At 65.7% G+C, this 17538-nt stretch carries 20 protein-coding genes and 4 tRNA genes; 17 read left to right on the top strand and 7 right to left on the bottom strand.

Going from position 1 to position 17538, the window contains the following annotated elements:
- Nucleotides 1-457 precede the first annotated feature (457 nt).
- The 4 genes from AC3A6I_RS09720 (at nucleotide 458) to AC3A6I_RS09705 (ending at nucleotide 5577) form a co-directional block, all read left to right on the top strand.
- Nucleotides 458-1684 carry an N-acetylmuramoyl-L-alanine amidase gene (locus AC3A6I_RS09720; protein ID WP_487543481.1) on the top strand — a complete coding sequence of 409 codons (1227 nt, stop codon included), beginning with the start codon at nucleotides 458-460 and terminating at the stop codon, nucleotides 1682-1684.
- 139 nt (nucleotides 1685-1823) lie between these two features.
- The gene (locus AC3A6I_RS09715; protein WP_487543480.1) at nucleotides 1824-4268 is read left to right on the top strand and encodes a penicillin-binding protein 1A; all 2445 of its coding nucleotides are present in this window, start codon (nucleotides 1824-1826) and stop codon (nucleotides 4266-4268) included.
- 8 nt (nucleotides 4269-4276) lie between these two features.
- Nucleotides 4277-4762, top strand: coding sequence for a peptide deformylase (locus AC3A6I_RS09710; protein WP_487543479.1), 486 nt, complete (start codon nucleotides 4277-4279; stop codon nucleotides 4760-4762).
- 86 nt (nucleotides 4763-4848) lie between these two features.
- Complete coding sequence (locus tag AC3A6I_RS09705; RefSeq protein WP_487543478.1) at nucleotides 4849-5577, top strand: class I SAM-dependent methyltransferase; 729 nt, start codon at nucleotides 4849-4851, stop codon at nucleotides 5575-5577.
- Between the two features lie 26 nt (nucleotides 5578-5603).
- Here AC3A6I_RS09705 and AC3A6I_RS09700 read toward each other — a convergent pair.
- Nucleotides 5604-5679: transfer RNA gene (locus AC3A6I_RS09700), tRNA-Thr, on the bottom strand.
- 130 nt (nucleotides 5680-5809) lie between these two features.
- Here AC3A6I_RS09700 and AC3A6I_RS09695 point away from each other — a divergent pair.
- Nucleotides 5810-6484: a DUF1345 domain-containing protein gene (locus AC3A6I_RS09695; RefSeq protein WP_487543477.1), complete on the top strand. Its 675-nt coding sequence runs from the start codon at nucleotides 5810-5812 to the stop codon at nucleotides 6482-6484.
- An 84-nt stretch (nucleotides 6485-6568) separates the two neighbouring features.
- Nucleotides 6569-8011 carry a hypothetical protein gene (locus AC3A6I_RS09690; protein WP_487543476.1) on the top strand — a complete coding sequence of 481 codons (1443 nt, stop codon included), beginning with the start codon at nucleotides 6569-6571 and terminating at the stop codon, nucleotides 8009-8011.
- An 18-nt stretch (nucleotides 8012-8029) separates the two neighbouring features.
- Here the strand turns inward: AC3A6I_RS09690 and rlmB are convergent, their stop codons facing one another.
- Genes rlmB through AC3A6I_RS09670 form a run of 4 tightly spaced genes read right to left on the bottom strand, consistent with a single transcriptional unit; the run spans nucleotide 8030 to nucleotide 11151 of the window.
- Nucleotides 8030-8785, bottom strand: coding sequence for a 23S rRNA (guanosine(2251)-2'-O)-methyltransferase RlmB (gene rlmB / locus AC3A6I_RS09685; protein WP_487543475.1), 756 nt, complete (start codon nucleotides 8783-8785; stop codon nucleotides 8030-8032).
- Between the two features lie 36 nt (nucleotides 8786-8821).
- Nucleotides 8822-10180 carry a sensor histidine kinase gene (locus AC3A6I_RS09680; RefSeq protein WP_487543474.1) on the bottom strand — a complete coding sequence of 453 codons (1359 nt, stop codon included), beginning with the start codon at nucleotides 10178-10180 and terminating at the stop codon, nucleotides 8822-8824.
- Nucleotides 10177-10842 carry a response regulator transcription factor gene (locus AC3A6I_RS09675; RefSeq protein WP_487543473.1) on the bottom strand — a complete coding sequence of 222 codons (666 nt, stop codon included), beginning with the start codon at nucleotides 10840-10842 and terminating at the stop codon, nucleotides 10177-10179. Before AC3A6I_RS09675 ends, AC3A6I_RS09680 begins: the two co-directional genes overlap by 4 nt.
- Nucleotides 10843-10845: 3 nt before the next feature.
- Nucleotides 10846-11151 (bottom strand): PepSY domain-containing protein, encoded by a 306-nt coding sequence (locus tag AC3A6I_RS09670; protein ID WP_487543472.1) that lies wholly within the window; start codon nucleotides 11149-11151, stop codon nucleotides 10846-10848.
- Nucleotides 11152-11294: 143 nt separating this feature from the next.
- Between AC3A6I_RS09670 and AC3A6I_RS09665 the strand changes: the two genes are divergently transcribed.
- From AC3A6I_RS09665 to AC3A6I_RS09655, 3 genes are all read left to right on the top strand, one after another.
- Nucleotides 11295-11582, top strand: coding sequence for a hypothetical protein (locus tag AC3A6I_RS09665; protein WP_487543471.1), 288 nt, complete (start codon nucleotides 11295-11297; stop codon nucleotides 11580-11582).
- Nucleotides 11583-11823: 241 nt separating this feature from the next.
- Nucleotides 11824-11908: transfer RNA gene (locus AC3A6I_RS09660), tRNA-Tyr, on the top strand.
- Nucleotides 11909-11971: 63 nt separating this feature from the next.
- Nucleotides 11972-12045, top strand: a tRNA-Gly gene (locus AC3A6I_RS09655).
- Between the two features lie 31 nt (nucleotides 12046-12076).
- Here the strand turns inward: AC3A6I_RS09655 and gcvA are convergent.
- On the bottom strand, nucleotides 12077-12970 hold the full coding sequence (gcvA, locus tag AC3A6I_RS09650) for a transcriptional regulator GcvA (RefSeq protein ID WP_487543470.1): 894 nt from the start codon (nucleotides 12968-12970) through the stop codon (nucleotides 12077-12079).
- Nucleotides 12971-13060: 90 nt separating this feature from the next.
- Here gcvA and AC3A6I_RS09645 point away from each other — a divergent pair, with 90 nt between their 5' ends.
- Together AC3A6I_RS09645 and AC3A6I_RS09640 are read left to right on the top strand one after the other, a co-directional pair.
- Nucleotides 13061-13246 carry a hypothetical protein gene (locus AC3A6I_RS09645; RefSeq protein WP_487543469.1) on the top strand — a complete coding sequence of 62 codons (186 nt, stop codon included), beginning with the start codon at nucleotides 13061-13063 and terminating at the stop codon, nucleotides 13244-13246.
- 182 nt (nucleotides 13247-13428) lie between these two features.
- Nucleotides 13429-13504 (top strand) — tRNA-Trp (locus AC3A6I_RS09640).
- A gap of 15 nt (nucleotides 13505-13519) precedes the next feature.
- Here AC3A6I_RS09640 and AC3A6I_RS09635 read toward each other — a convergent pair.
- Nucleotides 13520-13768, bottom strand: a complete 249-nt coding sequence (locus AC3A6I_RS09635; protein ID WP_487543468.1) for a helix-turn-helix domain-containing protein — start codon at nucleotides 13766-13768, stop codon at nucleotides 13520-13522.
- Between the two features lie 235 nt (nucleotides 13769-14003).
- On the opposite strand from AC3A6I_RS09635, the gene secE reads away from it, so the two are divergent.
- From secE to rplL, 6 genes are all read left to right on the top strand, one after another.
- Nucleotides 14004-14198 carry a preprotein translocase subunit SecE gene (secE, locus tag AC3A6I_RS09630; RefSeq protein WP_487543467.1) on the top strand — a complete coding sequence of 65 codons (195 nt, stop codon included), beginning with the start codon at nucleotides 14004-14006 and terminating at the stop codon, nucleotides 14196-14198.
- Between the two features lie 35 nt (nucleotides 14199-14233).
- Nucleotides 14234-14764 (top strand): transcription termination/antitermination protein NusG, encoded by a 531-nt coding sequence (nusG, locus tag AC3A6I_RS09625; RefSeq protein ID WP_487543466.1) that lies wholly within the window; start codon nucleotides 14234-14236, stop codon nucleotides 14762-14764.
- Nucleotides 14765-14924: 160 nt separating this feature from the next.
- Nucleotides 14925-15353, top strand: coding sequence for a 50S ribosomal protein L11 (gene rplK / locus AC3A6I_RS09620; protein ID WP_487543465.1), 429 nt, complete (start codon nucleotides 14925-14927; stop codon nucleotides 15351-15353).
- Between the two features lie 5 nt (nucleotides 15354-15358).
- On the top strand, nucleotides 15359-16051 hold the full coding sequence (gene rplA, locus AC3A6I_RS09615; RefSeq protein ID WP_487543464.1) for a 50S ribosomal protein L1: 693 nt from the start codon (nucleotides 15359-15361) through the stop codon (nucleotides 16049-16051).
- Between the two features lie 382 nt (nucleotides 16052-16433).
- Entirely contained in the window at nucleotides 16434-16952 is a 519-nt protein-coding gene (gene rplJ, locus AC3A6I_RS09610; RefSeq protein ID WP_487543463.1) for a 50S ribosomal protein L10, read from the top strand.
- A gap of 72 nt (nucleotides 16953-17024) precedes the next feature.
- Nucleotides 17025-17402, top strand: a complete 378-nt coding sequence (gene rplL, locus AC3A6I_RS09605; RefSeq protein WP_487543462.1) for a 50S ribosomal protein L7/L12 — start codon at nucleotides 17025-17027, stop codon at nucleotides 17400-17402.
- Nucleotides 17403-17538: the final 136 nt, after the last annotated feature.

The raw sequence follows: 17538 nt of genomic DNA, 5'->3' as shown, positions 1-17538 counted from the left end.
TTCGGGATCGCGTCCAACTTTGTCCGTCCGGTGGCCATCAGACCTCTTCCTTGAGAACAGGCCAGCGAATTCTTGCTGCCCGCTCTTCGATCCCCGTGGGAATCGAGATTCTTACGCGAGGCGTCAAATGTGCCGCACTTCGGACCAGCTAGGGTCCGCCGCTGCCACCATCCCGGCCCCTTGGGGCACGATGCGCCATACCGGCATATGGGAGGGGCAGCAGGCCGCCTCAAGATGGCTTTAGGGTTGTTGCCGCAAATTGGCAACAGGAAAGTCAGAAGCTGCGTGGGCAGGCGGGTTTGACAGGCAGGACGATATTGCATTGTCGACTTCGTCGCCGTAACGCCGCAGAATCGCCGGAGTGATAGGGCTCTTGGCGCCTGTTCAGGGGAGCGATACCGACTTGCTGAAATCTGCCGGGCCCGGCGGTAAAACCGGCGGCTTCATGAGGATTTGCATGGCCTTGGCGGCCATGCTGCTGGCCTTGTTCGCGGCCGCGCCGGCTTTCGCGCAGCTCGAATCGATCGAGGATTATCCGGACGTTATCGACGCTCGCGTCACCGCCACGGCCGAGCGCGCCCGCCTGATCATCGATCTCAGCGGCCCCACCGAGTTCGCCATAGCGACCCTCGCCGAGCCGAACCGTCTCGCCATCGACGTCAAGGCGTTCGACGTGAAGATTCTGGCGCCCGCCGACGTTGCCGGCAGCGGCCTGGTCACTTCGTACGCAGTGGAGATGGCCGAGAAGGGCAGGGCCCGCACGACGCTGACGCTGGCGGCGCCGGCGCTCGTCCAGCAGGCCTATGTCCTCGACGCCGTGGCCGATCAGCCGGCTCGTCTCGTCGTCGACATCATTCCGACCACGCCGGAAGCCTTCACCGAGAAGGTCGCTGCCGACCTTGCTGCTTCGCTTGCCAACCGCGGCACGGCGCCCGAAGCGTCTTCGACCGCGCCCGGAACGCACGCGACCGTGGCCGCCACACGGCCGCTGGTCGTGCTCGACCCGGGCCATGGCGGTGTCGACAACGGCGCCAGCGCCCCCAATGGCGTGCACGAGAAGGACATCACGCTCACCTTCGCGCTGCAGCTGCAGAAGGTGTTGATCGAGACCGGCAAGTTCGACGTCGCGCTCACGCGCGAGGACGACACCTATCTCTCGCTGGATGAGCGCGTCGATCTGGCTCGGCAGAACAAGGCCGACATCTTCATCTCGCTCCACGCCGACAGTTTTCAGCAGCCCGAAATCCGTGGCGCCTCGGTCTATACCCGCGACGAGAATGCCACCGACGTGCTCGACAAGGTACTGGCCGATGGCGAAAACCGCTATGATATCGTCGCCGGCTTCGCCGTGCCGCAAGCAACCCCGGCCGTGATGGACATCCTCGTCGACCTGATGCGGCGCGAGATGCGCAAGTCGAGCTTCCTTGCCGCCCAGTCCATCATCCACCAGCTCGAGCCGAGCGTGACGCTGCGTCCGTTCCCGGTGCGCCAGGCCGACTTCTTCGTGCTGCAGGCACCGGACGTGCCGTCGGTGCTGGTCGAGCTCGGTTTTCTGTCCAACGCCTCCGACATCGCCAACCTGCAACAGAGCGACTGGCGCGACCGTACGGTCGATGCGCTGGCTCGCGGCATTGCCGACTATTTCGACCAGACGCAGAAAACCGCGGCGACGGCGACGCAGTGACCGGCGCGCACCATCGGCGGCGCTTACGTGCTCCGGTGCGCGTGATGTCCACAATTCCGCCCTTGTCTGCTATGATTCCGCTGTCGAGTTCGTCCGGCCGGGTTAACGTCGGGGCTTTGTTTCCAGGGTTTAGGTACTGATGCTGCGATTGCTCGGCTGGCTTTTCGGATTTGGTGTGTTCTGTGCGCTGGGTGCGGTCGCCGTAGGCGCGGTCTACCTCAACGACCTGACGGCCAAGCTTCCCGACTATACCGTGCTGAAGGACTATCAGCCGCCCGTAACGACGCGCGTCCACGCCGCCGACGGCACCCTGCTCGCCGAATATGCCCGTGAGCGCCGCCTGTTCCAGCCCATCGAGACCATCCCGCCGCTGGTGATCGACGCTTTCCTTTCCGCCGAGGACAAGGATTTTTACAAGCATGGCGGCCTTGCCGTGGACGGCATCGTCCGCGCCCTGCGCGACAACGTCATGGCCCGCATCGACGGCAATTCTGCCATCCAGGGCGGCGGCTCCACCATCACGCAGCAGGTGGCCAAGAACTTCCTGCTCACCTCCGAGCAGACCTGGGACCGCAAGATCCAGGAAGCGATCCTGGCGCTCAGGATCGAGTCGACGTTCAGCAAGAACAAGATTCTCGAGCTCTACCTCAACGAGATCTTCCTCGGCTCGGTCGGCGGCCAGACCTATGGCGTCGCCGCGGCCGCGCTCAACTATTTCGACAAGGCGCTCTACGAGCTGACCTTGCCGGAGGCCGCCTATCTCGCTGCACTCCCTAAGGGTCCGACCAACTACCATCCGTTCCGTTACCCCAAGGCCGCCATCGAGCGGCGCAACTGGGTGCTCGACCGTATGGTCGAGAATGGCTACGTCACTGCCGAGGATGGCGCCAAGGCCAAGCAGGAGCCGCTGGTGGTCACGCCGCGCGATACCGGCACGCGCCTCTATTCGGCCGAATATTTCACTGAGGAAGTGCGGCGCCAGCTCGGCAAGCTCTACGGCGAATCCGAGCTCTATGGCGGCGGCCTCAGCGTGCGCACCACGCTCGATCCGCACCTGCAGGAATCGGCGCGCCGCGCCCTGATGGACGGCCTGATCCGATACGACCACAACGAGGGCTTCCGTGGGCCGGTCGCGACCGTCGATATCGCCGAGGATTGGGGTGTTGCCGTCAACGAGGTGCGTCCCCTCAGCGACGTGCCCGAGTGGCGTCTCGCGGTCGTTCTCGAGATGGGCGACAACGAGGGCACGATCGGCCTTCGCCCGGAGACCGACGTTGGCGGCAAGGTCTCGACCGAGCGCGTAACCGGCACTCTCGCCGGTCCCGATATCAAATGGGTGAGCCAGAAGCTCGGCACCATCCTCAAGCCGGGCGACGTCGTCTACGTCTCGGCGGTGGCCGGCAAGCAGGGCGCCTACACGCTCGAGCAGGTGCCAGAGCTCGAAGGCGCCCTCGTCGCCATGGATCCGCGCACCGGCCGCGTGCTCGCCATGGTCGGCGGCTTTTCCTACGCCGAATCCGAATTCAACCGGGCCACCCAGGCGATGCGGCAGCCAGGCTCCTCGTTCAAGCCGATCGTCTATTCGGCCGCGCTCGACAATGGCTATACGCCGGCCTCGGTGGTGCTCGATGCGCCGATCGAGGTGGTGAATGCCGACGGCAGTATCTGGCGGCCCGAGAACTATGCGCAGAGCTTCTATGGTCCGCAGACCCTGCGTGTCGGCATCGAGAAGAGCCGGAACGTCATGACCGTGCGCCTGGCGCAGGATCTTGGCATGCCGCTGATCTCGGACTACGCCAAGATGTTCGGCATCTATGACGATCTGAACCCGGTCCTCGCCATGGCGCTCGGCGCCGGCGAAACGACGGACATGCGCATGACGGCGGCCTATGCCACCATTGCCAATGGCGGCCGCAAGATCGTGCCGACGCTGATCGATCGCATCCAGGACCGGTACGGCAAGACCATCTACAGGCATGACGAGCGCGTCTGCGACGGCTGCGTCGCCGATGGTTGGCACAGCCAGGGCGAACCGCTGATCATCGACAACCGCGAGCAGGTGCTCGATCCGATGACGGCCTACCAGATCACCTCGATGATGGAAGGCGTGGTGCAACGCGGCACCGGCACCGCCGCCAAGGTGCTCAACCGCCCGGTCGCGGGCAAGACCGGCACGTCGAACGACTACAAGGACGCTTGGTTCATCGGCTTCACGCCGGAGCTGGCGGTGGGCGTCTATGTCGGCTTCGACACGCCGCGCAACATGGGGCGTCAGGCGACCGGCGGCGAGATGGCGGTGCCGATCTTCACGCAGTTCATGGAGAAGGCACTCGCCGGCAAGCCCCCGACCCCGTTCAACATGCCCGGCGGCATGAACCAGGTCTGGATCAATCCGGGCAGCGGCGTGAAGGCCAATGGCGGCGATGTCGCCATTTATGAAGCCTTCAAGCCGGGCACCGGCCCCAACCTCGTCACTTCGGTGATCGGCGTGGATTCCAACGCTTTCCAGGCCATCCAGCAGCAGAACCAGGATCCGGGCGGCGGCTTCAATGATTTCAACTTCGGTCGCGGCGGCCTGTTCTAGCGGTGATCGTGAACTGGCCCGATCCGCGGCTCGAACGGAAGGCTGAACCGCGGCCGGTGGACGACGGACTGCGCGCCATCGGCCAGCGCCTGCTCGAGGCGGCCCGGGCGGCCAACGCCTACGGTCTCGCCGGGGTCCATATCGGCGCCGTGGCCCCGGTCGTCGTGGTGAGCTTTGAGCCGGATCCGGCCAGGCGCGACCATCGTGTGCTCTACAACGCGACCATCGATGCGCTTGCCACGGAAACCGCGCCCGGCACCGAGGGCTCGGTGTCGATGCCGGGGGCCGAGGCCGAGATCGTCCGTCCGATCTGGGCGGAGGTCTCGTGGGATGATGAAGCCGGCGCACGTCAAGCCGCACGGCTCGAGGGCCTGCCCGCCCGCATCGCCCAGCACGAGATCGACCAGATGAATGGCGTGTTCTTCCTCAACCGTCTGTCGCGGCTGAAGCGCGAAATTATCGTCAAGCGTTGGAAGAAGCACAGCGCCGGCTAGAGCTTCGCCGCCAAAGTCACGCCCGTGGAACGCGTCGACTGCCATGTAACGCCACTCGATAGTTCCTGGCTGAGCCGGAGGCGTCCTTGGATTTGCAGCAGAAGCGCCCCGAAATGGGAGCCGGCAATTATGCCCGCGACGACACCACCGTCGCGTTTTATCTTCGCATTAATGCGCTGATCTCCAAGCAGTCGACGGTTCTCGACCTCGGCGCCGGGCGCGGCGCGGGGCTCGAGACTGCCGACCACTTCCCAAGATCGCTGTCGCGGCTCAAGGGCAGGGTGGCTTGGCTCTCGGGCTGCGACGTCGATGAGGCCGTGCTGCAGAACGAGCATCTCGACGACCGGCGCACCCTCGGTCCCGGCGGTTCGCTGCCGTACGAGGATGGCACTTTCGATCTTGTCTACAGCGACTGGGTGATCGAACACATTGCCGATGTCGAAAGCTTCGTTGCGGAAGTCGGTCGCGTGTTGAAGCCGGGCGGCTGGTTCTGCGCTCGCACGCCCAACAAGTGGGGCTATATCGGACTCAGCGCCCGCGCCGTTCCCGATGCGCTCGAGGGCGCCTTCCTGCGTCGCCTGCAGCCCGGCCGCCAACAGCGCGACGTCTTTCCCAAGATGTACCGGCTCAACACGCTCCCAGCCATCCGCCGCGCGTTCAGCGAGGACCGTTGGATCGATTGTTCCTATTCCTGCTCGGCGCCGCCCGCCTATAGCGGCGGCAACCCGGTCCTGTTCTCGCTGATCGAGCTCTTCCAGGCCGCCACGCCACCGGCGCTGAATACGGTATTGATGGTCTTCATGCAGAAGCGATGAAGAGCTGACCGGCCGCCTGGGATGGGTGGTGCCGGCAGCAGGATTTGAACCCGCGACCCACTGATTACAAATCAGTTGCTCTACCAACTGAGCTATACCGGCGCGAGGCGGTCGATAACATCGGGCGGGGCGGGGCGCAAGGCGGGGCGGGCGTGACGCGGCCGGCCGCTTTCGCTAACGCTCAGCTGTGCTCGGCCCCCGCTGGCCGGTGCGATTCGGTCGGGAGGCGCCGATGGCGAAGCGCTCGAAGCTCGCAGCGAAGGTCAAGGCGTGGCCGCGCTACCTGGCCTTCTATCTTGGCGCCGGGGCAGGGGCGATCGGCCTGGCCCTCGGCCTGTGGCTTCTTCCCTCCTATGCCGTCGCGATCGGCGCGAATGCGATGTTCGCGGTCTATCTGGTCCTGACCGCCCTCGTGCTGCCGCATCTGAGCGCCGCGTTCCTGATGCAGCGGCCGGACGATGCCGATGCGCCTATCGGCGCCATCTTCACCGTCACCGGGCTGGTCGTGCTGGTCGCCATGGGTTCGCTGTTTCTCACCCTCAACGGCGGCAGCTCGGCCGATCCTGTTGAGATCGTGCTCAGTGTCGTCTCGGTGTTGCTCGGCTGGTTCACAGTGCACACCATGGCGGCCCTGCACTATGCCCACGAATACTATCGCGACGATGCCGCGACCGGCGGTGACGCCGTGCTCGGCGGGTTGGATTTTCCCGGGCGCGACAAGCCCGATGGCATGGCCTTCCTCTATTTCGCCTACGTGATCGGCATGACGGCACAGGTAGCCGATGTTGCCGTGAGCTCGCGCACGATGCGGCAGCGCGTGATGCTGCACGGGCTCTTCTCCTTCTTTTTCAACACGGTGATCGTGGCGGCGACTGTCAACGTCGTCGTCACCCTGGCGGGCAGCTGACCAATTGCCCAGCTTCGCGCCAGATGGTCTATTCGGCAGCCGAGGGACAGCCTTGTCGGCGCCGCCTGCAACGAGGAAACGATGATGACGCCTCTTCGCCTTCTTGCCTTGCCCGCCCTGGTCGCGGCCGGCCTGACGCTCGCGGCCTGCGACAATAACCAGCCGGCCCCGCCGCCCGCGCAGACGCCGGCTGCGCCCGCAGCGCAGGCGCCTGCCGCTACCCCGTCCCCAGACGCCGCGGCCGAGCAGGCTGCAGCGGAGCAGGCGGCAGCCGAAGAGAAGGCAGCCGCCGACAAGGCGGCTGCCGACGCGAAGGCCGCCGAGGAAGCCGCAGCTGCGGCAAAGGCCGAAGACGAACGCAAGGCCGCGGAAGCTGCCGCCGCTGCGAAAGCAGAGGAGGAGCGCAAGGCTGCAGAAGCTGCGGCAGCCAAGGCAGAGGCCGAGCGCGTTGCGGCCCTTGAGGCTGCCGCCGCCAAGGGCAAGGCGGATGCCGAGGCCGCGATCGCGAGCGCCGTGGCCGCAGCTTCCGAGAAGGCCGAAGCTGATCGCGTGGCGGCGCTCGAAGCCGCAGGCGCGAAGGGCAGAGCCGACGCCGAGGCCGCCGTTGCGACCGCTACGGCCGCTGCCGCAGCGCAGGTTGAGGCCCAGCGCGCTGCCGCCATCGAAGCTGCCCGGACCAAGGGCCGTGGAGATGCGGAAGCGGCAGTTGCTGCCGCGAAAGCCGAGGAAGAGTGGCTTGCGGCCGAGGTGAAGGCTGCCGCCGAGCGCAAGGCGGCAGAAGACGCCGCCGCTGCCGAGGGGGAAGCAGAACGCAATGCGGCTGAGACTGCCGTCGCCACCGCCAAGGGCGCGGCAGACGCCAATGCCGCTGTCGCCGCCGCCGAGGCCGCCGGTGCGGCTACGGCCGAAGCCAAGGGTGCTGCCGATGCCGTTGCTGCGGCAGCCGCTGCCGAGGCGGCTGATGCGCAAAGCAAGGGCGCATCCGACGCTGCTGCTGCCGCCGCCGCCTCGGAGACCGTCGCGGCGGCCACTGCGCCGTCCGGAAATGCCGAGGCCAAAGGCGCGGCCGACGCCGCGGCTGCCGTTGCTGCAGCCGGTGGCGCAACGACAGCGGCCACCACCGCCACCACTGCACAAACAAAAGGTGCCGCTGATGCTGCGGCCGCCGTCACGACGGCCGAGGCTGCGCCCGCCGCCGCCACCGGCACGCTGCCAGCCCAGGGCCTGAAACCCGACACCCGCATCGCGGCCGCCGCCGGCGCCACGGGCGAAATCGGCTATCTCGGCGTCTGGGTGCCAGACTCGACCGACTGCGCCACGGTCGACCAGGGCAACAACGAAGGGCTCGTGGTCATCTCGCGCGTCAGCCTGCGCAGGGGCGGCGAGATCTCGATCCTGAACCCGACCCCGGCTGTCGACGGCAAGGCCAGCCTGACTGCCGGTGCGACGACCTTCGAGGTCGTCGAAACCGGTCCGGATGCGATCACCGTGGATGGCGCGGCGCTCGTGCGCTGCGTGCTGCCGTAAGCGACTGTAGCGGGCCGGTTACGCCGGCCCGCGTCCCGCCGTGGCGGCGAACAGCGCAATCGCCGCAGCGTTCGAGACGTTCAGCGACTTGATCGGCCCGGGCATGTCGAGCCGCACCATCTCGTCGCAGAGTTCGCGGGTGCGCTGCCGCAGCCCTTTCCCCTCGGCGCCGAGCACGATGGCCATTGGCACGTCGTCGGTCCGCGGCCGCAGCGGCTGAGGCGCCTCGGAATCAAAGCCGATCACCGTAATGCCGCGGTCCTTCAGCTTCTCGATGGCATCGCCGAGATTGCGCACCTCGATCATCGGCACCAGGTCGAGCGCCCCTGAGGCGGCCTTGGCCATCACCCCGGTCTCGCGCGGTGAATGCCGTGCGGTCGTCACCACCGCATCAGCCCCGAATGCGCAAGCCGTACGCAGGATCGCGCCCACATTATGCGGATCGGTCAGCTGATCGAGGATCACCACGAGCCGCGGGTTCGGCACATCGTTGAGCCCGAACCGGCTCACTGCCTCGACTTCGAGCGCCACGCCCTGGTGCACCGCATCGGCGCCGAGCAGCCGGTCGAGCTCCTTGGGCGTCGTCTCGGTGTAGCGCATCTCCACCGTGCCGGTTTCCTTGAGCCGCATCAGCGCGTTCGGCGTCACCAGCAGGTTGCGTCGCTCGCGCAGCGGATTGTCCAGCGCGGCGCGCACCGTATGCAGGCCGTAGAGATAGACCGGACCGGTATCGGGATCGTATTTCGGCTTGGGCGGGAATTTGTTGCGGCTCATGCCGATGCGGTAGCCCGTTTTGCCCGCCCGAACAAGCTAGCGGGCCGCCGCCGCGCCGATCTCGATCGTCACTGCCAGTCCGCCCGCCGCGGCGCGGGCAAAGGACAGAGTTCCGCCATTCAGCGTCACGATCTCCCGCGCGATGGCGAGGCCCAGCCCGGACCCGGGCCGCGCCTCGTCGAGTCGCCGCCCGCGCTCGCCCAGGCGCGCGATGGCGGCTTCGTCCAACCCGGGTCCATCGTCGACGATCGCGATGACGGCCCGTTCGCCGTCCTGTCTGGCCGAGAGATGCACGGCGTGGCTGGCGTATTCGGCCGCGTTCTCCAGCACCACCCCGAGCAGTTCCGACAGGTCCATGGCGTCGAGCCGGGCCACGAGCCCGGCCGGAATCTCCGTCTTCCACGCGAGCTCCCGCCCCTTGGGCGTCGCGCGCACCGCCGCCACCACCTTGCCGGCAACCTCCGCCAGCGGCGTCACATGCCGGTCGGAGCGCACACGGTGCCGCAAGCGCGAAAGCTTCAGCTGGTGATCGATCGTCTCGGTCATCCGCTCGGTCAGCTGCTCGATCCGCCCCGCCGCCTCCGCCTGACCGGTGCGCTGCAGCTCAAACGCTTCGCCATTCATCAGCGTCAGCGAGGTTTTGAGACCATGCGCGAGGTCCGCGGCGCGCTCGCGGGCAAACTCGATCGATTGCTCCTGCAGGGCGAGCAGATCGTTCACCTCGGTCACCAGCGGCACCACTTCGGTCGGGTAGGGACCCTCGAGTGTGTGCGCCTCGCCCGAGCGCACCCGCCCGACATCGCGCTTGATCCGCTTGAGCGGCGCCAACCCGATCTCGACGGTGAGCCAGTATGTGCCGAGCAGCGCCAATGCGATGATGGTCAGGGCGCGAATGAGGTCGGAGCGGAAGGCGGCATTGGCCGCCTCGACATCGGCGAGGTTCTCCGCCACGGCCAGCTGCAGCGGTCGTTCTGTGCCGTCCGGGCCCTCGAAGGTCAGCCTCTGCGAAACGACGAGCACCGTCTGCCCCGCCGGTCCGGCCGTGCGCTCGGTGACGACTTCATCCCCGGTGGCCGAGGCGGCCAGCGTCGTGTCCCACAGCGAGCGGGAGCGGACGCGCTCGGTGGTGGTTGGATCGAGCAGCTGCCAGTAGATGCCACCGGCCGGCGTGTCGTAGCGCGCATCGGGCAGGGGGGTGGTCAGCTCCGGCAGCGCCAGGGTCGCATCGGTGACCGCGACCAGCCGGTCGAGTTCCGCCGTCAGCCGCGACGCCAGCGAGCGCTGCGTGTGGTCGGCAAAGATCGCCGCGAACGCGTAGCCAGCCACCACCAGCACGAGCACCAGCGACGCCGCCGCTAGCGCCAGTTGCCGCAGGCGGAGCGAGGCGGATTTCATTCGGGCTCGATGCCCATGCCGTAGCCGAAGCCACGGCGGGTGATGATGGAATCGGCGCCCAGCTTCTGGCGCACACGCCGCACCAGCACTTCCACCGCGTTCGAATCGAGCTCGGTGTCGTCGGTATAGAGATGTTCGGTCAGCTCGGGCTGGCCGACGACGCGGCCCAGATTGTGCATCAGGTAGCTGACGAGGCGGAATTCCTGCGGCGTCAGCGGCACCAGCGCGCCGGCCTTCACCACCCGCACCTGCCGCGTATCGAGATTGATGTCGCCATGCTCGATCACCGGGGCAGGGTGCCCGACCGAGCGCCGGAGCAGGGCGCGGATGCGGGCCACCAGTTCCTCCACCCGGAAGGGCTTGGCGAGATAGTCATCGGCGCCGGCGTCGATCCCCTCGACGCGCTCGTCCCAGTTGCCGCGGGCCGTAAGGATCAGGATCGGCGTCGTGATCCCGGCCTTGCGCCAGCGCTTCAGTGCCGTCAGCCCGTCCAGCATCGGCAGGCCGAGATCGAGCACGATGGCGTCGAACGCCTCGGTGTCGCCGCGGAACCAGCCGTCCTCGCCATTGGCCTCGCGCTCGACCAGGAACCCGGCCATCTCGAGCCCGGTGCGGACGGTGGTGGCGATGCCGTCTTCGTCTTCGATGACCAGGATGCGCATGGCTTAGTCCAGCACCGCGCCGGTGGCGGCGTCGAGCCGGGCCCGCCGCACATGCCCGTCTGGCGCCACATAGGTCACGCGAAAGGTCAGCCGGTCGCCGCGCTCCTCGAGGCTCACATCGACGACGCGGCCCGAGATCTGTTCGGCAAAGCGCCGCAGCAGCTCCTCGAGCGCCAGTGCGCGTCGATCCTCGACGCCCTTCAGGGCATCGTCGTGATCGTCGTCATCGTCGTCGCGTCCGCGGCCCTGGGCGAGGACCGGCGTCGCGGCGAGCGCGAGGAACAGGGTGAGGAGGTGGCGGCGGCGCATCGGCGGTCCACTATCGCAATCAAGCTTACGAGCAGCTTACGGCGGCCGCCGGCCGTGCGTAAGGGCCACTCTGCTAAACCGGTCGTCGTCCAGCAGACAGTAGACCCGAAGGCCCGGAAGAAGGCTCCAACTAGAAGGCTCCAATGAAGGCTCTGACAGTAAGCACACTCATCGCCGTAGTCCTCGCCGTCGCCGTGCAGCCGGCGGCGGCAGCCAGCATCAAGAAACTCGTCAACGACAAGGTGCTGGCGGACTACTGCGCCACCGTAGCGATCGATAGCCACACGACGACCACCCTCGTCGCCTATGATGGCAGCAAGGTCACCGGCAGGGTGCATTGCGAAGCCGAAGATCGCTTCGGCCGCGACGGCGATGATGACGACGGCCACCGCCGCGGCCGAGGCCGCGACGACGACCGCAGGGACGACTGAGTACTCCGGCCGGCGCTGCCCGGACCCGAAACCTGAGCGCCGGACCGCACGCCCGCCCGATCCGCACCGGGCGGGGCAGGCCGCCGGTGGTGGAGACGCCAACCTCCACCGCCGGCGGCACAATCTCTGTCACGACACGTCACATTCGGTGTTGACAGGGGGAGCCCCCGTCAGCATAAACCGCACGCGCTTCGGACCGGTGGTTCGGCGCCTGACGAAAGTCAGCGGTTCCCAAGGGACCGGGAGAGTGTCCCGAGTGGCAAAGGGGGCGGACTGTAAATCCGCTGGCTAAGCCTTCGTAGGTTCGAGTCCTACCTCTCCCACCACCCTTTCCTTTGCATCGCCGACCGCTTGCTAGCTCAGCGCCGCTTCGCTATCAGGAACGCGTCGCGGGTGTAGCTCAATGGTAGAGCAGCAGCCTTCCAAGCTGAATACGAGGGTTCGATTCCCTTCACCCGCTCCAACCTTCCCGACAATAGGCCGCGACTTCCAGCCTAGGCGTTCGAGCGCGCCGCCTCGCCCACGATCCAGTCGCGAAACGCCTTGATCTTGGCGACGTTCCTGCGGCCCTCGGGATAGGCGAGGTAATACGCATTGCCTTCGTCGATGACCTGCCTGAATGGCTGGATCAGCTTGCCGTCGGCCACCTCGCGCTCGAAATAGGCCGGGGTCAGCAGCGTCACGCCCTGGCCGGCCATAGCCGAGACGGCATCGAGCGCCTGGATGCTCAGCGACGGCGCCTTCTGGTGCTGCAGCACCTCGATCGGCAGGCCGTTGGTGGTGAGCCATGTCAGCCACCACGGATCCCGCGGGTCGATCAGCGGCAGTTTCAGGATATCGGCCGGCTCACGCACGCCGCCGATCGAGTCGGCCAACGCCGGCGACAGCATCGGCGTGTAGCGCACATCGAGCAGCTTGGTCGCGGCCAGGCCCGGCCAGTTGCCCTTGCCCGAGCGGACAACCACATCCACCTCCTCGCGCCCGAAATCGACCAGCCGCTCGGTTGTTTCGAGCCGCACCGCGATTTCCGGGTGCAACAGCTGAAAGATGCCGAGCCGCGGCGCCAGCCACTGCGAGGCGAATGTGTGCATCGTGTTGACGATGAGCGTCCCGTGCTCACGCTCCCCCAATTCCACGAAAGCATCGCGCAGGATGTCGAAGGCCCGACTGATATCGGGCGCTAGCCGCTGCCCGGCCTCGGTCAGCACCACCTCGCGCGGCCGCCGCAGGAACAGCGGCGCACCCACCCGCTCCTCGAGCAGCTTGATCTGGTAGCTCACCGCCGCCTGTGTCATCCCCAGCTCCGCCGCGGCGCGCGTAAAGCTCAGATGCCGGGCGGCGGCATCGAAGACACGTATGGCGGCAAGCGGCGGCAGGTTGTTTGGCATAAAGTCTCCTTATGCACGATACCCGACGTTTGGTTGGAAATCAAAGCCGAGGGAGCGCATCTACGGGGCAGCAAAGCCCGAGGAGGGAAAATGCTCTATCAGCCCCGGAAGTCCCGCCACCCGCTCGTCGAACTCGCACGCCGCGTCTTTTCGTGGTCAGCCGAGCCCCGCCGCATGGATATCCGCGAACTCAGCAGCCACCTGCGCGACGATATCGGCGCTCCCGACTACGGCGCCGGCACGCCGCGCGACGAGCGCCTCGATTGTTATCTCTAATTGCGGATGGTGGTGGTACGTCGAATCCATAGGCCATGAACGCTCCCATCCGCCGCACGAAAACGCGGGTAGCGGGTGAGGGCGCTTGCCTCGTGTTCTCAGGGTGGTCGACGCCGTCAGGATTGTCTGCTGGGCACTTGCGAAGCCCTCGCCTTTTCAGTAGAGGGAGGGCCGCAGGTTTTAGGGGTATAGCTCAGTTGGTAGAGCATCGGTCTCCAAAACCGAGGGTCGCGGGTTCAAGTCCTGCTGCCCCTGCCACCTGCGAGAGCTCCCTCACGCCAGTTCGATGCGCTCCGAGCCATGCGGCGGGGGTGGGACGGTGATGCCGTTTGCGGCATATTCGTTCAGCTTGTAACGCAGCGCACGCACACTGATATCGAGGATGGCGGCCGCGTGGGTGCGGTTGCCCTGGGTGGCGCGCAGCGTCGCGAGAATCAGCTCGCGTTCGACTTCGGCTGCGGCGAGGCCGACCAACTGGCCGGCGGCGCTGGGGTCCGGGTTCAATTCATACGCGTTGAACAAGATGTGCCCTCCATATGGTCCGTCGCGATTCAGAAGGCTACGCGCTCTAACCTGACGACCCGCTGACAACGAGATCACCACGCGCGGTGTGCAGGTTGATCGATCTGGTGACACGAGCATGTCACTGGGGCTTGCAATAGCTGGGCCAAGCCATTAGATACCGCTTCCCAGCCGCCCGGGGTGACTCGCGCGGTTATTGCTTTTTGGCCGGAAGGCCGGACGGAAAGAAGAGCCGATGGCGGGCGTCAACCCACTGAAATTCCTCCAGGAAGTACGCCAGGAAACCAACAAGGTGACTTGGCCGACCCGGCAGGAAACGCTGATCTCCACCATCATGGTGCTGATCATGGTGACGCTTGCGAGCCTGTTCTTCCTTGCCGCCGACCAGATCATCGCCTGGCTCGTGCAGCTGATGCTGTCGATCCGCTGAGCGACAAACGGATACTCTAGGAGCTACGGCGCGGCATGGCCAAACGCTGGTATATCGTTCAGGCTTACTCGAACTTCGAGCGCAAGGTCGCTGAGGACATCAAGCAGAAGGTCGCTCAGAATAAGCTCGAGGAGCTGTTCGACGACGTCATCGTGCCGACCGAGAAGGTCGTTGAGATGCGTCGCGGCCGCAAGGTTGATGCCGAGCGCAAGTTTTTTCCGGGCTATGTCCTGGTGAAGATGGAAATGACCGACCAGGCGTTCCACCTCATCAAGAACACGCCCAAGGTTACCGGCTTCCTCGGTTCGGGCGACAAGCCCATGCCGATCTCGGAAAAGGAAGCCATGGCCATCCTGCAGCAGGTGCAGGAAGGCGTCGAGCATCCCAAGCCCTCCGTCTCGTTCGAGGTGGGCGAGCAGGTGCGGGTCGCCGACGGTCCCTTCGCCAGCTTCAACGGCGTGGTCGAAGAGGTCGACGAGGAACGTTCGCGCCTCAAGGTGGAAGTGTCGATCTTCGGTCGGCCGACGCCTGTGGAACTCGAATACGGTCAGGTCGAGAAGGTCTAGCCTTCGCGTACCGACTGAAGAATTCGGCGCAAGCCGATGCGGCAGCCGCAAGGTTGCCGAAAACCGTGGGAGGGTAGGGTGCTCGCCAAGCGCCCGTAAGTCCCGGACCACGGCGTCTCACCGCCCGGGTGACGCCGGGCAGCGTTTGAAAGGACGTATCATGGCAAAGAAGATTACTGGCTACCTGAAGCTTCAGGTCGCTGCCGGTTCGGCGACCCCGTCGCCCCCGATCGGCCCCGCGCTGGGTCAGCGCGGCCTCAACATCATGGAATTCTGCAAGGCGTTCAACGCCAAGACCGCAGAGCTCGAGAAGGGTTCGCCCATCCCGACCGTGATCACCATTTATGCCGACAAGAGCTTCACTTTCGAGACCAAGCTCCCGCCGGTGACCTACCTGATCAAGAAGGCCGTGAACCTCAAGTCGGGTTCCAAGCTCCCGGGCAAGGAATCGGCCGGCACCATCTCCTCCAAGCAGATTCGCGAGATCGCCGAGAAGAAGATGGCCGACCTCAACGCCTATGATGTCGAGCAGGCCATGACCATGATTGCGGGCTCGGCCCGTTCCATGGGCATCCAGGTAGAGGGCTGATCCAGATGGCAAACCTCGGTAAGCGTACGACCGCCATTCGTGAAGGCATCGACCGCAAGAAGCTCTACGAGCTCGGCGAAGCCATCAAGCTCGTCAAGGAGCGCGCCAAGGCCAAGTTCGACGAGACCGTCGAAGTCGCCTTCAACCTGGGCGTCGACCCGCGTCATGCCGACCAGATGGTCCGCGGCGTGGTGAACCTGCCCAACGGCACCGGCAAGACCGTTCGCGTCGCCGTGTTCGCTCGCGACGCCAAGGCCGCCGAGGCCACGGCCGCCGGTGCGGATATCGTCGGTGCGGAAGACCTGATGGAGCAGATCCAGGGCGGCAACATCAACTTCGACCGCGTGATCGCTACGCCGGACATGATGCCGCTCGTCGGCCGCCTGGGTAAGATTCTCGGTCCGCGCAACCTGATGCCGAACCCCAAGGTCGGCACCGTGACCCCGGATGTCGCCGGTGCGGTGAAGTCCGCCAAGGGCGGCGCCGTCGAGTATCGCGTCGAGAAGGCCGGCATCATCCATGCCGGCGTCGGCAAGGCCTCGTTCACCGAGGAAGCGCTGCTGGAAAACATCAAGGCTCTGGCCGATGCGGTTCAGAAGTCCAAGCCGGCCGGCGCCAAGGGCACCTACATGAAGCGCGTCGCCGTTTCGTCGACCATGGGCCCCGGTGTCCACGTCGACCCGTCGTCGGTCCACTAAGGACTGACACGGAGCGCGATCAGCAAAAGTTGCAGACTTTTGCGGTTCGATCGCGCGACCAACGAATGACGGGTCGCGATCTTCGCGACCCAAGGTTTCCGGCGGCTTCGGTCGCCGGAAATGCCGTCCGCAGGGATGGCAGAAGTCCTGTCCGAGACTGCGGGTGCGCCGCGAGGCGCCTAAGCTCCAAGAGGGGCCTGCATAGATGGGGTGAAGACCGGAATTCGTTCCGGTTCGAACCAGGCCAGTTGCCGCCAAGGGGCATTTCGTCCTCCCAACGGTCAGCCGGTTGACAGGCATCAACCGCTGCACTCCCGAAACGGAGGGCAGCAATTGGCAAACGGTCCGGGGCCTATCTCCGGATCATATGTGGAGACTAGCAGTGGAAAGAGCGGAAAAGGCTGAGCTCGTCACTTCGCTCCAGGCGTCGTTCGCGGCGGCTGGCTCGATCGTGGTCGCTCAGAATACCGGCCTCACCGTTGCTGACCTGGAAAATCTGCGCAAGCAGATGAAGCAGGCCGGCGGAACGGTGAAGGTCGCCAAGAACCGCCTTGCCAAGCTTGCTCTGAAGGAAACCGACAACGCGGACATCTCGGCCCTGTTCACAGGTCCGACCGTCGTCGCCTTCGCCCAGGATCCCATGGTCGCGCCGAAAGTCGCGGCCGCTTTCGCCGACAAGAACCAGAAGTTCGTGGTTCTCGGTGGCGCAATGGGGAAGACCGGGCTCGACGCGAACAACGTCAAGGCGCTCGCCACGATGCCCTCGCTGGATCAGCTCCGCGCCACGCTCGCCGGCATGCTCAAGCAGCCGGCCACGCGTATCGCGTCTGTCCTGCAGGCTCCGGGCGGTGCGGTTGCACGGGTCATCTCGGCTCACGCCGAGAAGGGCAATGCAGCATAGGCATGACTACCCACGTGGGGTCGAAACGACCCTCCACGGTTCGAACTGAAACATCAAAGAGAGTGAATTCAAATGGCTGATCTCGCCAAACTCGTAGACGACCTGTCTGCCCTGACCGTCCTCGAGGCTTCGGAACTGTCGAAGCTGCTCGAAGAGAAGTGGGGTGTTTCGGCTGCCGCTCCGGTCGCCGTTGCCGCCGCTGCCGGTGCTGCTGCTCCGGCCGCTGCTGCTGAAGAGAAGACCGAATTCGACGTGATCCTCGCCTCGTTCGGCGACAACAAGATCAACGTCATCAAGGAAGTCCGTGCCATCACCGGTCTGGGCCTGGGCGAAGCCAAGGCTCTCGTCGAAGGCGCTCCGAAGGCCGTCAAGGAAGGCGCGTCCAAGGCCGAGGCCGAGGACATTCAGAAGAAGCTGGAAGCTGCCGGCGCCAAGGTCGAGCTCAAGTAAGTTCGTCTACGGACACGAATTCGGGCAGCGCGGTAGAAAATACCGCGCTGCCTTATTGGCGTCTCATTTATGGTGCTTGGGACGCAGTTCCACCCGCGCGATTGGATAGCCGGGCAGGGACAATCAGGAATTTCGG

This window comes from Devosia sp. Soil_C_22, from assembly GCF_057657195.1.
This window is presented reverse-complemented; position numbering and strand designations above follow the sequence as displayed.